Genomic DNA, 17,354 nt, shown 5'->3' on the forward strand with positions numbered 1-17,354 from the left:
AGTTATGATTTAATTGTCGGAAGGTGTTCTCTTACAGCTGCACGGATATCATCAATATCAAATGGTTTCGCAAAATGAGTGCGAGCACCTAAATCCTTCGCCTCTTGGATCATATCTAACTCACCATAAGCCGTCATAATAATCACACGGATTTCAGGGTCAATAACCTTCATTCTTTTTAAAATTTCAATGCCATCCATACCTGGAATTTTCATATCAAGTAATACTAAATCAGGCGAATGCTGTTTCACAATGTCAAGTGCCTGAACACCATTAGCGGCTTGGAAGGTATTATAACCTTCTTTTTGAAAAACCTCGTTTAATAAAATTCTAATCCCAAACTGATCATCAACGATTAAGATTTTTTCTTTCATGCTTCCGCCCCTAACTTAGTTTAGAAATTTTTAAAAATGTAAATTTTTTACTACAATTTTCCCCTAGTATACTTTCGACTACATCCTCTATTTCTCCTTCTTTCTTTATCAAAATACATTCTGACAATTTGCGTCATTATTCACGGTCTTTTGCCATTTTCCGATAAAAAACTTATACTAAGAAAAGCGTAAGCGCCCGTTTAGCGGCGTATGGATTGGAGCACTTCGACTGAGATAAAGGAAACACGAATCGCGTTTTTTGCGATTCGATGTTGACTTAACGTAGGGAGGAGTGTGAAATCCACTAGCCGCTGGGCAGCTTGCGCTGGACAATTTTCGTAGCCGAAATTTCTTATTTTTTAAATGTGTCGATTTTCACCTTAGGAGGAGCATTATGTTAAAAATGTTTTCAACCCAGCTAACAGGGTTGTTTAAAAGAATACAAGATAAAGAGGAATTTGCCTTTGAAGACGCCGCCCGTCTCATTGCTCAAGCTGCCGTCAGCGATGGTTCCATTTTTCTATTCGGCCATAAAGAAATGGAAGCTGTTGTATTAGAAGCAACAATCGGTGCTGAACCGTTACGTTATGCTAAAAGTTTTCCAAATGACCTAACAGATATTCAAGAATCCGACCGAGCGATTATCATTTCCCGTTACTCCACTGATTTGGAAGCGATTGAGTGTGGGAAAAAGCTGCAGGAAATTGGTGTTCCATTCGTAGCCATTTCTACTAAAATGGCAGCTGACACTGAAGATTTGTTTGATTTAGCTGATGTAACCATGAATCTGCAGCTATCAAAAGGATTATTGCCAGATGAAGTTGGGAATCGCTACGGATTACCATCAAGCATGGCTGCATTATTTGTATATTACGGATTAAAATTCACTTTCGATGAAATTTTAGCTGAATATGAAGAAGAACGATAAAGCTAATGCCCCAATTCATAATGAACTGGGGCATTAATTTTTCAAAAATTATTTTCTTTCTTTTAACGAAGCTTCGACAAAATCACGGAACAATGGCTGCGGACGATTTGGTCTTGACGTGAACTCTGGATGGAATTGTGATGCCACAAACCATGGATGATCATGAAGCTCAATCGTTTCGACTAAACGGCCATCAGGACTTGTCCCAGAGAAGATAAAGCCTTTTTCCTCCATCGCTTGACGGTATTCATTGTTGAACTCATAACGATGACGATGACGCTCATAGATTACTTCATCTTCGTAAGCCGCATAAACCTTTGTACCTTCTTCAATCTTACAAGGCTGTAATCCAAGGCGAAGCGTCCCACCAAGGTCCTCGATGTCCTTTTGTTCTGGTAAAAGGTCAATGATTGGGTACGGTGTATTTGGATCAAGTTCAGCAGAGTGTGCACCTTTAAGACCTAGCACATTACGAGCATATTCCACTGTAGCTAATTGCATTCCTAAACAAATACCTAAGAAAGGAACCTTTTGTTCACGTGCAAATTGCGTTGCTAAAATTTTACCTTCCACTCCCCGGTCACCAAAGCCACCTGGGACAAGGATTCCGTCGACATCAGACAAAAGCTCTTGAACGTTTTCTTCATTCACTTCTTCTGCATTAATCCATTTGATGTCAATATCAGCATCAAAAGCAAAGCCCGCATGCTTTAATGCTTCAACAACAGAAATGTAGGCATCCTGTAATTCCACATACTTTCCGACAAGCGCGATAGTTGTTTTATTAGACAGATTTCTCACTTTATCAAGCAATGCTACCCACGCTGTCATATCAGCTGGTTTCGTGTTTAATTTTAAATGGTCACACACAATTTGATCGAAATTCTGTTCTTGTAGAATCAATGGGATTGCATATAATGTATCTGCATCTGGGCACTCGATGACCGCATTCGCAGGGATATCACAGAATAGGGCAAGCTTATCCTTCATATCCTGTGAAACTGGCATTTCCGTACGCACGACAATCACATCTGGCTGAATCCCTAGGCTGCGTAATTCTTTTACACTATGCTGTGTTGGCTTTGTTTTCATTTCCCCAGCCGCTTTTAAATACGGGATGAGCGAGCAATGAACATACATCACATTGTCACGACCCACATCACTCTTGATCTGACGAATCGCTTCTAAAAATGGAAGTGACTCGATGTCCCCAACTGTTCCACCAATTTCAGTAATGACGACATCAGCATGTGTTTCACGCCCTGCACGGAATACTTTTTCTTTAATTTCATTCGTAATGTGCGGAATAACCTGTACGGTTGCCCCTAGATAATCCCCACGTCTTTCTTTTTTCAAAACTGTCGAGTAGATTTTACCTGTCGTCACATTGCTAAACTTATTTAAATTAATATCAATAAAACGTTCATAGTGACCTAAGTCTAGATCCGTTTCTGCGCCATCATCAGTCACAAATACTTCTCCATGTTGGTAAGGACTCATTGTCCCTGGGTCGACGTTAATATAAGGGTCTAATTTTTGAATCGTCACTTTTAAACCGCGATTCTTTAATAATCTCCCTAGTGATGCGGCTGTAATTCCTTTACCTAATGATGAAACTACACCGCCTGTTACGAACAGATACTTTGTCATCGTGTTTATCCCCCTCTTTTTTATATGCACATACTTTTGCTTAGTCTTAAGGTTTACGTTTTTTCAACCTTCTATGAAAGGGGTATTGAAAAAATAAAAAAACGCCCCCATTTTTAAATGAATGGGAGCGTTTATTACTGTTTGTTTGCCGTTCCTTTTAAAAGGAGCCCAAAAAAGATTCTACATTCCATGATTTCAAAAGTCAAGGGTAGTTTTTCACACTTAGACCCATTTAAATAATCAGAATATTACCTTTACAGGTCGTCATCCTCTTCATCTAAAGTTAGGTCATCTTCCTCTTCTTCCTCATCGTCAACAAGCTCATCATCGACTACATCGATTTCATCAATAAGTTCTTCGTCTTCATCAATTAGCTCTTCATCGTCTTCGAGAAGATCTTCATCTTCATCAATTTCATCGAAGATTTCTTCTTCATCATCAAGAAGATCATCGTCTTCGAATTCATCCAGATCATCGTAATCTAGATCGTCATCTTCATAATCATCGTCTTCATCTTTAAGCTTTTTCTTCTTTGCCTTCTTAGGCTTAATTTGCGTAATTGTATCTTCTTCTGCTTGCTCAACTGGGTACCAGCTGCGTAACCCCCAGCGGTTGTCCCCCATGCAAAGGAAGCGACCATCTATATTCATATCTGTATAAAATTGAGCAATTTTCGCTCTAACTTCACTTTGGGATTTCCCAGTAGCTGCAACAATAATATCCATTATTTCTGTAAATGCCACTGTTTGCTTGTTATTACTTTCAATGATGGCATAAGCCATATCAACTAGAGACATATCAACTAGTTCTTGTTTAGTGAATTGAGCCAAAGACAATATCCGCACTTCCTTTCTAAAACTCTATGGGCATGAATAAATAAACCCCTTAGATTCATACTCTTCATTATAAACAAATTCTTCCGGTTTATGCTAGTTTTAACTGAAGCTCTTTTCATAACTAATTTGCTATTTTTAAAAACTGAAAAAATCGACATATCATCATTTATTGCCGTTTCTTCAACAATCTAAAACCTAGAATAAAAAAAACAATCGATAAAATTAAAAAGGAGATTGAACCTAGTTGTTTTTGATAGAGGAAATTCATTCCTCCAACAGATACTATTATCGCCGCAAATAATAAAATCCGCCCTATTATCCTCTTCATAAGCTGCACCCTAGCTCGTCAAATTTACATATCTACCTATGATTATAATAGATATCCAACCAAATTAAATAACTCTCCCAAAATTTTCACTCGACAAAAAACACTCACTTTACCGCTTTAAAGGGCTGGGGGACAGTCCCCATGTGCTTTAATGTGTTAAAGCAGTGAGGGACTGTCCCCCACTGCTTTAATGTATTAAACTATTTACATGTTCCTTCTATACTGGCCGCCGACTTCGTATAGGGCTCGGGTGATTTGGCCGAGGCTGGCTACTTTTACGGTTTCCATTAGTTCAGCGAAGATGTTGCCTCCACTGATGGCTGCTGTTTTTAAACGCTTTAGGGCTTCGGCTGTTTGTTCTTGATTACGCGCTTGGAATTCGCGTAAGTTGTTGATTTGTAGTTCTTTTTCTTCCTTTGTGGCTCTAGCGATTTCCATTGAATCAATATCTTCTTCAGATGGAGGATTTGGATTCAAATACGTATTTACGCCAATGATTGGAAGTTCACCTGTATGCTTTTTCATTTCATAATGCATGGATTCATCTTGAATTTTCCCGCGTTGGTATTGTGTTTCCATTGAACCAAGGACGCCACCACGATCATCCATACGTTCAAACTCCTGCAACACCATTTCCTCTACTAAATCCGTTAACTCCTCGACAATGAAAGAGCCTTGAAGAGGGTTTTCATTCTTCGTTAACCCATGCTCCTTCGTAATGATCATCTGAATCGCCATCGCACGGCGAACGGATTCCTCCGTTGGAGTGGTTATCGCTTCATCATACGCATTTGTATGCAGTGAATTACAGTTATCCTGCAACGCCATTAACGCCTGTAACGTCGTACGAATATCGTTGAAATCAATTTCCTGGGCATGTAGTGAACGCCCTGAAGTTTGAATATGATACTTCAGCTTCTGACTGCGATCGTTCGCACCGTACTTATTACGCATAACTGTTGCCCAAATACGACGAGCGACACGGCCGATAACCGTATATTCCGGGTCTAAACCGTTCGAGAAGAAGAATGATAAATTTGGTGCAAAGTCATCAATATTCATGCCACGGCTTAAGTAATATTCCACATACGTGAACCCATTTGCTAACGTGAACGCTAATTGTGAAATCGGATTTGCACCTGCTTCTGCGATATGATAACCCGAAATCGAAACCGAATAATAATTACGAACTTGTTGGTCAATGAAATACTGCTGAATATCTCCCATCATCCGCAATGCAAATTCCGTAGAGAAAATACACGTATTTTGTCCTTGGTCTTCTTTTAAAATATCCGCTTGAACGGTTCCGCGAACTGTCTTCAGAGTAAATGCCTTAACTTCCATAAACTCTTCAAACGTTAATACGCGGCCAAGCTCTGCTTCTTTCTTTTCAACCTGCTGCTCAATCGCTGTATTCATGAACATCGCTAAAATGATTGGCGCTGGTCCATTAATCGTCATCGACACTGACGTCGATGGGTGACATAAATCAAAGCCAGCATATAGCTTTTTCATATCATCTAACGTACAAATGCTGACCCCACTTTCGCCGACTTTCCCATAAATATCCGGGCGATAATCGGGGTCCTCCCCATATAAAGTAACCGAATCAAACGCTGTACTTAAACGTTTTGCTGAATCATCCTTCGACAGGTAATGGAAACGACGATTTGTACGCTCCGGAGTTCCTTCCCCAGCAAACTGACGCTTTGGATCTTCTCCCTCACGCTTGAACGGGAACACCCCTGCTGTATACGGGAATTCACCTGGGACGTTTTCAGCGTATACCCAACGGATGATTTCGCCATAATCCTTGTATTTTGGAAGAGCCACCTTTGGAATATCTAGACCAGACAAGCTCTTTGATTTTAACGCTGTGATGATTTCTTTATCACGAATGCGTGTGACAAATTGATCTGCCGCATAAGCCGCTTTTGTTTTTTCCCAGCCTTGTAAAATTTTTGCCGTTTCAGCGGTTAATTTGCTTTGCGTTTCTACTTTAATTTTTTCAAGAGCTGCAGCGATTTCTGGCTGATCTTTTACCGCATTAATGGCTCCCTCTAATTGGAACAGCTTGCGCGCAAAACCAACTTGCTCTTCTGCTTTTTTATGATACGTACGAACCGTATCTGAAATTTCTCTCAAGTAATAACGACGGTCATTCGGAATGATGACATTTTGTTTTTCAACGCGTGCATTTTTAGCAAAAGTAGTCGTCCAGTCTGTGTTGGATTTCGCGTTGATCGTATCAATTAATGCTGCGAATAGGGAGTTCGTTCCCGGATCATTAAATTGACTTGCAATCGTTCCGTACACTGGCATTTCTGAGAATTCTTTCTCAAAAAGCATACGTGAACGCTGATATTGCTTTTGAACCTGACGCTGAGCATCCTCAGAGCCTTTTCGTTCAAATTTATTAATGACAATTAAGTCAGCAAAATCAAGCATATCGATTTTTTCAAGCTGAGATGGTGCACCGAATTCGCTTGTCATCACGTAAAGTGACACATCACAAATTTCTGTTATCTCAGCGTCTCCTTGACCGATACCGCTCGTTTCAACAACGATTAAATCGAAGCCCGCCGCCTTCACAACACTAATTGCATCCTTAATAGCAAGAGAAAGCTCACTTCTTGAGTTACGTGTCGCCAAGCTTCTCATGTACACGCGCGGGTTAAAGATTGCGTTCATACGGATACGGTCACCAAGTAACGCTCCGCCCGTTTTTTGTTTCGTCGGATCCACGGATAAAATGGCTACCTTTTTATCAGGAATTTCATTAATAAAACGTCGAATCAGCTCATCCGTTAACGAGCTTTTTCCAGCTCCACCTGTACCGGTGATTCCAACAACCGGGACTTGGTTCGTCAGTGACTTCACTTTTTCCATAACCGATTCAACCGCTGCTGCCGCCTCATGGTCACGATCTACTTGGTGCTCTGCCAACGTAATTAATTTTGCAATAGTGTTAACATCATTTGTTGAAAGACTGCTCAATTCACTCGGCACTGTTTCAGGAGTGATTGTCGCGAAATCGCAATCCTTGATCATCATATCGATCATGCCTTGAAGCCCGTGCTGACGCCCATCTTCTGGTGAAAAAATCCGCGCAATCCCGTACTCGTGAAGCTCCTTGATTTCCTTTGGAATGATGACGCCACCGCCGCCGCCATAAATGCGGATATGGTTAGCGCCGCGTTCTTTTAGAAGGTCATACATATATTTGAAATATTCGACATGTCCGCCTTGGTAGGAAGAAATCGCAATCCCTTGAACGTCCTCTTGAATTGCCGCATTCACTACTTCCTCAACCGAGCGATTATGCCCAAGATGAATCACTTCCGCACCGCTTGCCTGTAGAATTCGGCGCATAATATTAATCGAAGCATCATGCCCATCGAAAAGACTAGAAGCCGTCACAAAACGAATGTGGTGCTTCGGCTTGTAAACTGTAGTCGTATTCATTTTTATTCTCATCCCCCTTGTTTTTTTTGTAAAATGCTATGCTTTTAGGCACGTGAGAGTTTCTTGCGTACGCGTCCTCACCCCTCTGGACTGGTTTCGCGTTCGCGAGAGCTTCTTGCGTACGCATCTTCACCCTTTTGGACTGGTTTCGCGTTCGCGAGAGCTTCTTGCGTACACGTTTTCACCCTTTTGGACTGGTTTCGCGTACGCGTCTTCAACCTTTTGGACTGGTTTCGCGTTCGCGAGAGCTTCTTGCGTACGCGTCTTCAACCTTTTGGACTGGTTTCGCGTTCGCGAGAGCTTCTTGCGTACACGTCCTCACCCTTTTGGACTGGTTTCGCGTTCGCGAGAGTTTCTTGCGTACGCGTCCTCACCCCTTTTCGGCAATTCCGGGCACGCGTGGACCCTCTCGCCCCCTACTTCCTAATCCCAACCAATAACAAATCTGTTTGCAACTCAATATACTCATCAAGTGTATACAGCTTATGAAGTGCCCAGCGGCGGAATCCCCACATTTGTCCTTGGACAAAAATATTGTGGGCAATCATTTTGATTTGTTTTTCAGATAACTCAAGTTCCTTGTTTTCAACACATCTTTTAATCACGGTTTCAAACATCGCAACCATTTCTAACTCTTTTCTAAGCACATAAGGCAGAGCGTCCTTCGACAATGACTTAACCTCTTGATACATAACTAGAACCTCATCCTGCATCTCATCCACCACTCGAAAATAGTGACTGATGGCGAGTTTTAGGCTTTCAATCGTGCCTGTATTATTATCAAGATCACTTTGGAGTCTTTCGCGAACTTGGTCATAGATACTATCACAAACGAGGTAGAGGACATCCTCTTTCGTCCGAATATATTCATAAAGTGTACCGATGCTAAACCCTGAGGCTTTGGCAATTTCGCGAGTCGTGGTGCGATGGAAACCTTTTTCGATAAAGAGATTTACTGCCCCTTTGATCATTTCAGTCCGACGTTTTCTGACTAAACGTTCATCCTTCACCGACGCCTGTACTTCTCGTTTTTTCATTTTTTCGACCGCCTTTGTCATCCCCTTTAATCAAGGGCCAGACCACTGAAGTAGACTGACCCCCATCATTCCGTAAGGTTTTTTCTAGCAAGCTCGAAAACAACTTCCCTTACTTCGTCAACATACGTCCAATAACTAAACGTTGAATCTCTTGCGTTCCCTCGTAAATTTGAGTGATTTTTGCATCACGCATCATACGCTCAACCGGATAGTCCTTCGTATAGCCATAGCCACCGAAAACCTGAACCGCTTCTGTTGTCACCTTCATTGCCGTATCACCAGCAAATAGCTTAGACATGGCTGATTCCTTACCATATGGAAGGCCGACAGATTCGCGCCATGCTGCTTGGTAAGTTAATAGTCTTGCCGCTTCAACGCCCGTTGCCATATCTGCAAGTTTAAAAGAAATTCCCTGTTGTGCTGCGATTGGCTTACCGAATTGAACACGCTCTTTTGCATAATCAACCGCTGCGTCTAATGCTCCTTGTGCAATTCCAACAGCTTGAGCCGCAATCCCATTACGTCCGCCATCCAGCGTCATCATCGCAATTTTAAAGCCTTCGCCCTCTTCGCCAAGACGGTTGGCAACCGGAACCTTGCAATCTTCAAAAATAATTTCCGTTGTTGGTGATGAACGAATGCCTAGCTTTTTCTCTTTTTTCCCTACCGAGAAGCCTGGCATATCCGCTTCAATAATGAAGGCTGTTGTGCCCTTTTGTTTGGAAGTTGGGTCTGTTAGCGCAAATACAACATAGATATCCGCAATCCCACCGTTTGTGATAAAAATTTTCGAGCCATTCAATACGTAATGGTCTCCCTCAAGACGTGCCGACGTTCTCATACCACCTGCATCAGAACCACTTCCTGGCTCCGTTAAACCGTAACCACCGATTTTAGAGCCTTCCGCCATCGGACGTAGGTATTTTTGCTTTTGCTCTTCATTTCCAAATTTGAAAATCGGCCAACCTGCTAAAGATGTGTGCGCAGAAAGCGTTACCCCAGTGGAAGCACAAACACGTGAAAGCTCTTCAACAGCGATACAATAGGCTAAATAATCGCTACCAATTCCACCGTATTCTTCTGGCCAAGGAATCCCTGTTAAACCAAGCTCCGCCATCTTATCAAAAATCTCACGATCAAAGCGTTCCTCTTCATCACGCTCTCCAGCAGTAGGAGCCACCTCATTTCGTGCAAAATCACGCACCATCTTACGAATCATTTCATGCTCTTCCGTCAATTGAAACATCATATTAAAATCCCCCTCATTCTTTATCACTTTAAAGGGATGGGGGACAGTCCCCCGGCGCTTTAAAGCGCTATAGCACCAGTTCACTGCACCCATCCATTTCAATTCGTTACTAGCTATAAAATCCTTATAACTGCTTACTAATTACAATTCTTTGAATCTCGCTTGTTCCTTCGTAGATTTCGGTTACTTTCGCATCGCGGAAGTAGCGTTCTACTGGGTAGTCTTCAGTGTAGCCGTAGCCGCCGAATACTTGGATTGCTTCGGTTGTCACTTCGACTGCTGTGTGGGAAGCAAAAAGCTTTGCCATCGATGCTTCTTTTCCACATTTTAAGCCTTTCATTCGTAGCTCGGCTGCCCGATAAACTAGCAATCTAGCAGCTTCTACACTTGTAGCCATATCTGCAAGCTTAAAGGAAATCCCTTGTTGGGCAGCTATCGGCTTGCCAAATTGCACACGCTCTCGCGCATAACCTGCAGCCGCTTCTAATGCCGCTTCAGCAATACCTAGTGCTTGGGCGGCAATCCCAATTCGACCAACCTCTAAATTCGCCATCGCAATTTTAAATCCTTCACCCTCAGCTCCTAGCAAATTAGCAGCTGGCACTTTCATATCCTCAAAGGTTAATTGGACTGTTCTTGAGCCATGAAGCCCCATTTTCTTTTCATCTTTTCCGATGACAAGTCCTGGAGTCCCTTTTTCAACGATAAAGCAAGAAATGCCCTTTGTTCCTGCTTCCGGGTTTGTAGAGGCAAACACAATGTACACATCTGCTTCGCCACCGTTTGTAATGAACACCTTTGACCCGTTCAGTACGTATTCATCACCTTTACGAACAGCTTTTGTTTTTAAACTCCCTGCATCAGAACCTGCACCCGGCTCAGTTAAGCAAAAGGCACCTAAATATTCACCACTCGCTAACTTCGGAACAAACCTTCTCTTCTGTTCTTCTGTACCGAAGTAAAGTATTGGATTCGTTCCTACTGATGTATGGACGGATAAAATGACCCCAACTGTTGCACTTACTCTAGAAAGCTCATTTATCGCAATAATGTAAGACATGAAATCCATTTCAGATCCGCCAAGTTCCTCAGGTACAGGAATACCCATTAAGCCGAGCTCACCCATCTTTTTTAAAATTGCTCTTGGGAACTCTCCCTGCTCCATTTTTTCAACAAAAGGGGCAATTTCAGCTGTCGCAAAATCACGGACCATCTTACGCATCATTTCTTGTTCTTCCGTAAAACGGAGATCCATATCAAAAACCTCCTTCTTTAGTTTGTGAGTATCTTAGCTGTATTGATAGAATCCGCGGCCCGTTTTCTTCCCTAACCAACCTGCTTTTACGTACTTTCTTAAAAGTGGACACGGACGGTATTTTGTATCTCCGAAGCCTTCATGAAGCGTTTCCATAATATATAAACACGTATCTAAACCGATAAAATCAGCTAATGTAAGTGGACCCATAGGATGGTTCATTCCAAGCTTCATGACATCATCAATCGCCTCTTTTGTTGCAACACCTTCATAAAGGGTATAAATCGCCTCATTGATCATCGGCATTAAAATGCGGTTGGAGACAAATCCAGGGAAATCGTTCACCTCTACTGGAACCTTTTTCAATGTTTTCGTCATATCTTCAATAGCCTGGTAAACTTCATCAGATGTTGCTAATCCGCGGATGATTTCGACTAGCTTCATCACTGGAACTGGATTCATGAAATGCATGCCAATTACCTTCTCTGGACGCTTCGTTGCAGCCGCAATTTCCGTAATCGGCAATGATGAAGTGTTTGATGCTAAAATTGCTTCGCGTGGTGCGATTTCATCTAATTGAGCAAATAACTTGGCTTTAATCTCCATGTTTTCAATTGCTGCTTCAATGACTAAATCAACATCCTTCGCATCTGTTAACTCCGTTGAAGCTGTTAAGCGATCCAACACCGTATTCATTTCTTCCACCGTCATCCGTTCCTTCTCCACTTGGCGAGAAAGGTTTTTTCTGATGACATGTAATCCTCTATCCACAAACTCATCCTTCAAATCATTCAAAACAACCTCATAACCCGCCTGCGCACAAACCTGAGCAATCCCAGAACCCATCTGCCCAGCCCCAATCACCATAACCTTTTGGATAATCATTCTATAAACCCTCCTAAAATACTTTAGCTAATTAACGCTCTACTTGGATGGGGGACTATCCCCCACTGCTTTAACGTGTTAAAGGGAATTTTCTTTTATTGCTTTGGTACTTCGATCATAATGGCGTCGCCTTGGCCGCCACCGCTGCAGATGGCTGCTACGCCGATTCCGCCGCCACGTCGTTTTAATTCATACATTAGCGTTAAGATAATTCTTGCTCCACTTGCTCCAATTGGATGACCTAATGCAATCGCTCCACCGTTAACGTTGATTTTCTCAGGGTCCAAGCCAGCAATTTTTTCACTTGCTAACGTCACGGCTGCGAAGGCTTCATTAATTTCAAATAAATCTACTTCCTCCACCGTTTTCCCTGTCTTTTTTAAGAGTTCATTTATTACTAAACCAGGGGTCTTCGGAAAATCCTTTGCCGCAATCCCAATTTCTGCATGACCGATAATGTAAGCAAATGGTTCTTTACCTTCCTGTTTTGCACGGTCCTCACTCATCAATACTAAAGCTGCCGCACCGTCGTTAATTCCAGGGGCATTGCCAGCTGTAATGGTCCCTTCAGAACCAAATACCGGTGCTAATTTAGCTAACTTTTCATAGGAAGTGTCTTTACGAGGTGATTCATCATGTCCGATAACGATTGGCTCCCCACGTTTTTGAGGAACGGTAACTGGGATAATCTCTTCTGCAAAAATCCCACCCTCGATCGCTGCAATCGCTTTCTCATGGCTTCTAAACGCCCATTGATCCTGTTGTTCGCGAGATAATTCTAATTCTGCAGCGGTTCCATTGCCGTACGTTCCCATATGCACACCTGTAAAACAGCAGCTTAATCCATCGTGAAGCATTAAGTCCTTCACCACTGCATCCCCCATGCGAAGTCCGAAGCGAGCCTTTTGCATAAAATACGGCGCATTGCTCATCGATTCCATTCCACCTGCCACGATGACTTCTTCGTCACCAGCACGGATGATTTGATCAGCAAGCGTTACACTGCGCATCCCGGAAGCACAAACTTTATTGATGGTTTCCGTTTTAACACTCCATGGTAGCTCAGCATGACGCGCTGCTTGACGAGATGGAATTTGTCCTTGGCCGCCTTGAAGCACGGAGCCTAAAATAAGCTCATCAACTTGTTCGTGTTGAACGCCAGCTCTTTGCAGCGCTTCCTTAACGGCAATTCCGCCCAATTCAGATGCTGTTAAATGGCTTAATCCTCCGCCAAACTTACCAAAAGGTGTTCTTGCCCCTGCAATAATAACGGTTTTCCCCATTTGAACCTCTCCTTTATTTGTTTTTGCACGTTTTTAAGTGTATGATTTCGGTTTAATCGCCTAAATGTCACGTTTAATCGCCGATTTGATGGTTTTAATCGCCTAAAACATTGATTTAATCGCCGACTTTTCCAATTTAATCGCCTAACGCAAATTACGGATTGAAGAATTCGTTATGAAGTGTCTAAGATGTAGGTACAAGCGACTGAACGCTCGCTCAAGATGATAGGTAAGAAAAAGAGAATTCAGAATCCCCCTTGATTTATGTTCGTCCCTTTACCCCATTAAAGCACTGGGGGACAGTCCCCCAACACATTAACGTATTAACGCAACCGGGGACTGTCCCCCGGTGCTTTAATGTACTAAAGTTTCTTTTTCTTCATTGCCGATTATTGCTTTTTCTAGGATTTCGGCTACGTCGTAGGTGCTGATTTTTTCTTCGACTTCTTTTGCTTTCGTTCCGTCTGATAGCATCGTTAGGCAGTATGGACAGCCTGAGCTGATGATGGATGGATTCACGGCGATTGCCTGTTCGGTTCTGGTGACGTTAATGCGGTTGCCTGTTTCTTCCTCCATCCACATTAGTCCACCACCGGCGCCACAGCACATACCCGTTTCACGGTTACGTTCCATTTCAACAAGCTTCACACCCGGAATGGCCTTCAATATTTCGCGTGGCGGATCGTAAACGTCGTTGTAGCGTCCTAAGTAGCAAGAATCATGGAATGTTATCGTTTCATTCACCTCATATTGAGGTTTTAACTTTCCATCTCTCACTAGCTCATAAAGTATTTCCGTATGATGATAAACCTCAGCGGTTAAGCCAAAGTCAGGATATTCATTTTTGAAGATATTATAAGCATGCGGGTCAATCGTGACGATTTTCGTCACCCCTGCATCGACAAACTCTTCGATATTTTTCGTCGCTAATTCTTGGAATAAGAATTCGTTTCCTAAACGACGTGGTGTATCGCCTGAGTTCTTTTCTTTGTTTCCTAAAATTGCAAACGTCACGCCTGCTTCATTCATCAGCTTCGCGAATGATAACGCGATTTTTTGGCTGCGGTTGTCGTAAGACCCCATTGAACCAACCCAGAATAGGTACTCAAACTCTTCGCCAGCTTTTTTCATTTCCTTCACAGTCTTCACTGTCACGTCTGGACGTTCCTCACGCCAGTTTTCGCGTTCTTTACGATTTAGGCCCCAAGGATTTCCTTGACGCTCAATATTCGTCATCGCACGCTGCGCATCTGCATCCATTTTTCCTTCTGTTAAAACTAAATAACGGCGCAGGTCAATAATTTTATCAACATGCTCATTCATAACTGGACATTGGTCCTCACAGTTACGGCAAGTCGTACAAGCCCAAATTTCCTCTTCGGTAATGACTTCGCCAATTAAGCTCGGGCTATACGCTAACCCAGCCGCTGATTCCTGCGCTCCAGCACCCGCTGCCGCTAACGCAATTTGATTCCCTTTTGTACCGCTAAAAGCAAACGTCGGAACCCATGGCTGCTTTTGCGTTATAGCTGCCCCATGATTCGTTAAGTGATCACGCAACTTCACAATTAAATCCATTGGCGAAAGCATTTTTCCCGTTCCTGTTGCTGGACACATATTCGTACAACGTCCACACTCTACACATGCATATAAATCAATCAATTGATGCTGAGTAAAGTCTTCAATTTTTCCAACGCCAAAGGTTTCTTGAGTTTCATCTTCGAAGTCGATTTTCTTTAGTTTCCCTGGATTTTCCAAACGATTAAAATAAACATTCACTGGCCCAGCTATTAAGTGAGCATGCTTTGATTGTGGCACGTAGACTAAAAACGCTAGTAGGAATAACAAATGAATCCACCATGCTATATAAAAAATCACCACAGAAGCAGTTTCACCAATGCCACCAAACGCCCCAGCTATCAGTGAGGCAATCGGCTCTGTCCAAGTTCCTTCATGACCATGCCAAATGATTCCCATTCCATTACCAACTAACACCGAAAGCATTAAGCCTCCGATAAATAACAGCACTAACCCATTTTTAAATCCGCGCTTCAAGCGGACTAATTTTTCCATATAACGACGGTGGAAGGCCCAAACAACTGCCACCAAAATCATTAACGTAACGATTTCTTGAAAAAACGTAAAGCCTGAATACAACGGACCTAAAGGCAAATGTGACCCCGGCTTCAGCCCTTTCCAAATAAAATCAATCGCACCAAATTGAACGAGGATAAAGCCATAAAAAAACATAACGTGAATGATTCCACTTTTTTTATCTTTAAGTAGCTTTTTCTGACCAAAAACATTGACCCATACTTTCTCGAGTCTTTCTTTTACACGATTATCAAATTCTACTTTTTTACCAAGCCTTATAAATTCGAATCTTGTTTTCACAACGTAAACAAATAAGCTCAGTGCGTAAGCGGTTACAAATAAGAACGCAATGATGTTTACCCAAAGTAACATGCTAAAATCTCCTCCCCCAGTTGAATATTCTTGTGTCTAGCGCAAGCGTGCTAGCCACTTCCACTTTTCTGAATTGGTCAAAAAATTTCCAACCAATTAAATCTTCTGAATAATACACCTACTTATAATTATATGGTGAATGAGCATTCAGTCAACCATTTATTTTCAATATTTTTGTTAGAATGCGGGAATACTGTTGTTATCTTAAAAATTCAACCATGGAGGAGCAGATTCTTTTGAATTTCACATTTGGCTTGTTTGGAATACTATTTCTTATCCTGCTATGGCTGACTTTAGACTATCACCTTGGCAGACGAAATCATCTGAAAACACTCTACCCCCCACATGCTCCAAAACGGCATAGTCACATAGAAATTTTCACGGATGGAGAACTATTGTTTAAGGATTATTTTGATGAACTAAAAAGGGCAAGGAAGCACATTCATATCCTTTTTTATATTGCAAAAAATGACTCTTTTAGTAAGGAATTTTTCAATATTCTCATGCAAAAAGCAAAAGAAGGTGTTGAGGTTCGCTTAATGCTTGATTGGCTAGGCAGCTTTAGTGTCGACCGAAAAATAATTAAAAAGTTAAAAGAAGCTGGCGGGCAGTTCACCTTCTCTCAAGTGCCAAGACTTCCTTTTCTGTTTTACACCTCCCAAGTCCGAAATCATCGAAAAACGACCGTTATCGATGGGAAAGTTGGTTATATTGGTGGCTATAATATTGGTAAGGAATACGTCAATAAGGATGAAAAGCTTAGTCCGTGGCGGGATTATCAGCTAAAAATTAAGGGTGAGGGGATTATAGACCTTCAAAAAGAGTTATTAACGAATTGGCATAAAAATACGAAAATCAATCTACTTCAAAATAAAGCTTATTTTCCTGAAACGGAACCTGGTCCAATAGAGCATGAAATTATTCCAGCTGAAGCAACCATACAGGAAAATACGTTTTTGAATCTGATTTCTTCAGCGAAGGAAACCATTATGATTGGCACCCCCTACTTTATTCCGAGTCCGAAAATCTTTCATGCTTTACTCAAGGCTATAAAAAGAGGTGTAGCCATCAAAATACTAGTACCCAAAAATGCCGATCATATACTCGTTCAAGAAGCATCCTTCCCTTACCTTCGAAGGTTATTAAAGGAAAAGGTGCAAGTTTATCAATTTAGTAAAGGATTTTACCATGCTAAAACACTCTTGATTGATGACCGAGTTTGTGATATTGGAACCGCCAATTTTGATAAACGGAGCTTCTTTTTGAACTATGAAATCAACTGTTATATGTACGATAAAAATTTTATCCAACTCGCAAAAGAAACGATAGAAAAGGATATAAAGGACTCTAAGCTTCTCTCATTAGAAGAGCTAACGAAACCGAATCTCTGGCGCAGCACGAAAGAAAAGCTTGCATCGATTTTTTCGAATTTTAAATAAAGGCTCTTTTCGTAAACTTTGTTGCTATTGCTACTGAAAAAACAAACAAAACAAAAATACAGCACATAAATTCTTAAGACAATGACGAAAAGATGCCCCGAAGCCTTAATAAATACGGGTTTAAACTTAGTTTGAAAAACAACAATCTTAGCGAAAACA

13 protein-coding genes are annotated in these 17,354 nt (G+C 41.8%); 2 read left to right on the plus strand and 11 right to left on the minus strand.

The window, feature by feature from the left end; genetic code table 11:
- Window positions 1-2 precede the first annotated feature (2 nt).
- Window positions 3-374 (minus strand): response regulator, encoded by a 372-nt coding sequence (locus LRP83_RS01935; RefSeq protein WP_230494977.1) that lies wholly within the window; start codon window positions 372-374, stop codon window positions 3-5.
- A 394-nt stretch (window positions 375-768) separates the two neighbouring features.
- On the opposite strand from LRP83_RS01935, the gene LRP83_RS01940 reads away from it, so the two are divergent.
- Complete coding sequence (locus tag LRP83_RS01940; protein ID WP_230494978.1) at window positions 769-1,302, plus strand: DUF2529 domain-containing protein; 534 nt, start codon at window positions 769-771, stop codon at window positions 1,300-1,302.
- Between the two features lie 48 nt (window positions 1,303-1,350).
- Here LRP83_RS01940 and pyrG read toward each other — a convergent pair whose 3' ends face one another.
- The 10 genes from pyrG to LRP83_RS01990 all read right to left on the minus strand — a co-directional run bounded on the left by pyrG (window position 1,351) and on the right by LRP83_RS01990 (window position 15,756).
- On the minus strand, window positions 1,351-2,952 hold the full coding sequence (pyrG, locus tag LRP83_RS01945; RefSeq protein WP_230494979.1) for a CTP synthase: 1,602 nt from the start codon (window positions 2,950-2,952) through the stop codon (window positions 1,351-1,353).
- A 254-nt stretch (window positions 2,953-3,206) separates the two neighbouring features.
- Complete coding sequence (gene rpoE / locus LRP83_RS01950; protein ID WP_435531316.1) at window positions 3,207-3,797, minus strand: DNA-directed RNA polymerase subunit delta; 591 nt, start codon at window positions 3,795-3,797, stop codon at window positions 3,207-3,209.
- A 157-nt stretch (window positions 3,798-3,954) separates the two neighbouring features.
- The gene (locus tag LRP83_RS01955; protein ID WP_230494981.1) at window positions 3,955-4,116 is read right to left on the minus strand and encodes a hypothetical protein; all 162 of its coding nucleotides are present in this window, start codon (window positions 4,114-4,116) and stop codon (window positions 3,955-3,957) included.
- Window positions 4,117-4,320: 204 nt separating this feature from the next.
- Entirely contained in the window at window positions 4,321-7,581 is a 3,261-nt protein-coding gene (gene icmF / locus LRP83_RS01960) for a fused isobutyryl-CoA mutase/GTPase IcmF (RefSeq protein WP_230494982.1), read from the minus strand.
- A 416-nt stretch (window positions 7,582-7,997) separates the two neighbouring features.
- On the minus strand, window positions 7,998-8,618 hold the full coding sequence (locus tag LRP83_RS01965; protein ID WP_230494983.1) for a TetR/AcrR family transcriptional regulator: 621 nt from the start codon (window positions 8,616-8,618) through the stop codon (window positions 7,998-8,000).
- Between the two features lie 109 nt (window positions 8,619-8,727).
- Window positions 8,728-9,867: an acyl-CoA dehydrogenase gene (locus tag LRP83_RS01970; RefSeq protein ID WP_230494984.1), complete on the minus strand. Its 1,140-nt coding sequence runs from the start codon at window positions 9,865-9,867 to the stop codon at window positions 8,728-8,730.
- 124 nt (window positions 9,868-9,991) lie between these two features.
- The gene (locus tag LRP83_RS01975) at window positions 9,992-11,122 is read right to left on the minus strand and encodes an acyl-CoA dehydrogenase (protein WP_230494985.1); all 1,131 of its coding nucleotides are present in this window, start codon (window positions 11,120-11,122) and stop codon (window positions 9,992-9,994) included.
- A gap of 33 nt (window positions 11,123-11,155) precedes the next feature.
- Entirely contained in the window at window positions 11,156-12,007 is an 852-nt protein-coding gene (locus tag LRP83_RS01980; RefSeq protein WP_230494986.1) for a 3-hydroxybutyryl-CoA dehydrogenase, read from the minus strand.
- A 95-nt stretch (window positions 12,008-12,102) separates the two neighbouring features.
- Window positions 12,103-13,290 (minus strand): acetyl-CoA C-acetyltransferase, encoded by a 1,188-nt coding sequence (locus tag LRP83_RS01985; protein ID WP_230494987.1) that lies wholly within the window; start codon window positions 13,288-13,290, stop codon window positions 12,103-12,105.
- Window positions 13,291-13,644: 354 nt separating this feature from the next.
- Complete coding sequence (locus LRP83_RS01990; RefSeq protein ID WP_230494988.1) at window positions 13,645-15,756, minus strand: 4Fe-4S dicluster domain-containing protein; 2,112 nt, start codon at window positions 15,754-15,756, stop codon at window positions 13,645-13,647.
- Between the two features lie 236 nt (window positions 15,757-15,992).
- Here LRP83_RS01990 and cls point away from each other — a divergent pair, with 236 nt between their 5' ends.
- Complete coding sequence (gene cls, locus LRP83_RS01995; RefSeq protein WP_230494989.1) at window positions 15,993-17,195, plus strand: cardiolipin synthase; 1,203 nt, start codon at window positions 15,993-15,995, stop codon at window positions 17,193-17,195.
- Window positions 17,196-17,354 lie beyond the last annotated feature (159 nt).

This window comes from Pseudoneobacillus rhizosphaerae (assembly GCF_917563885.1).
Taxonomy (GTDB): domain Bacteria; phylum Bacillota; class Bacilli; order Bacillales; family Cytobacillaceae; genus Pseudoneobacillus; species Pseudoneobacillus rhizosphaerae.

What these genes read in the sequence shown, in the direction of transcription:
- LRP83_RS01980 (WP_230494986.1), bottom strand. Translation starts at nt 12,007, where the DNA reads ATGATTATCCAAAAGGTTATGGTGATTGGGGCTGGGCAGATGGGTTCT.
- LRP83_RS01985 (WP_230494987.1), bottom strand. Translation starts at nt 13,290, where the DNA reads ATGGGGAAAACCGTTATTATTGCAGGGGCAAGAACACCTTTTGGTAAG.
- LRP83_RS01975 (WP_230494985.1), bottom strand. Translation starts at nt 11,122, where the DNA reads ATGGATCTCCGTTTTACGGAAGAACAAGAAATGATGCGTAAGATGGTC.
- LRP83_RS01970 (WP_230494984.1), bottom strand. Translation starts at nt 9,867, where the DNA reads ATGATGTTTCAATTGACGGAAGAGCATGAAATGATTCGTAAGATGGTG.
- LRP83_RS01965 (WP_230494983.1), bottom strand. Translation starts at nt 8,618, where the DNA reads ATGAAAAAACGAGAAGTACAGGCGTCGGTGAAGGATGAACGTTTAGTC.
- pyrG (WP_230494979.1), bottom strand. Translation starts at nt 2,952, where the DNA reads ATGACAAAGTATCTGTTCGTAACAGGCGGTGTAGTTTCATCATTAGGT.
- LRP83_RS01990 (WP_230494988.1), bottom strand. Translation starts at nt 15,756, where the DNA reads ATGTTACTTTGGGTAAACATCATTGCGTTCTTATTTGTAACCGCTTAC.
- LRP83_RS01935 (WP_230494977.1), bottom strand. Translation starts at nt 374, where the DNA reads ATGAAAGAAAAAATCTTAATCGTTGATGATCAGTTTGGGATTAGAATT.
- LRP83_RS01955 (WP_230494981.1), bottom strand. Translation starts at nt 4,116, where the DNA reads ATGAAGAGGATAATAGGGCGGATTTTATTATTTGCGGCGATAATAGTA.
- icmF (WP_230494982.1), bottom strand. Translation starts at nt 7,581, where the DNA reads ATGAATACGACTACAGTTTACAAGCCGAAGCACCACATTCGTTTTGTG.
- LRP83_RS01940 (WP_230494978.1), top strand. Translation starts at nt 769, where the DNA reads ATGTTAAAAATGTTTTCAACCCAGCTAACAGGGTTGTTTAAAAGAATA.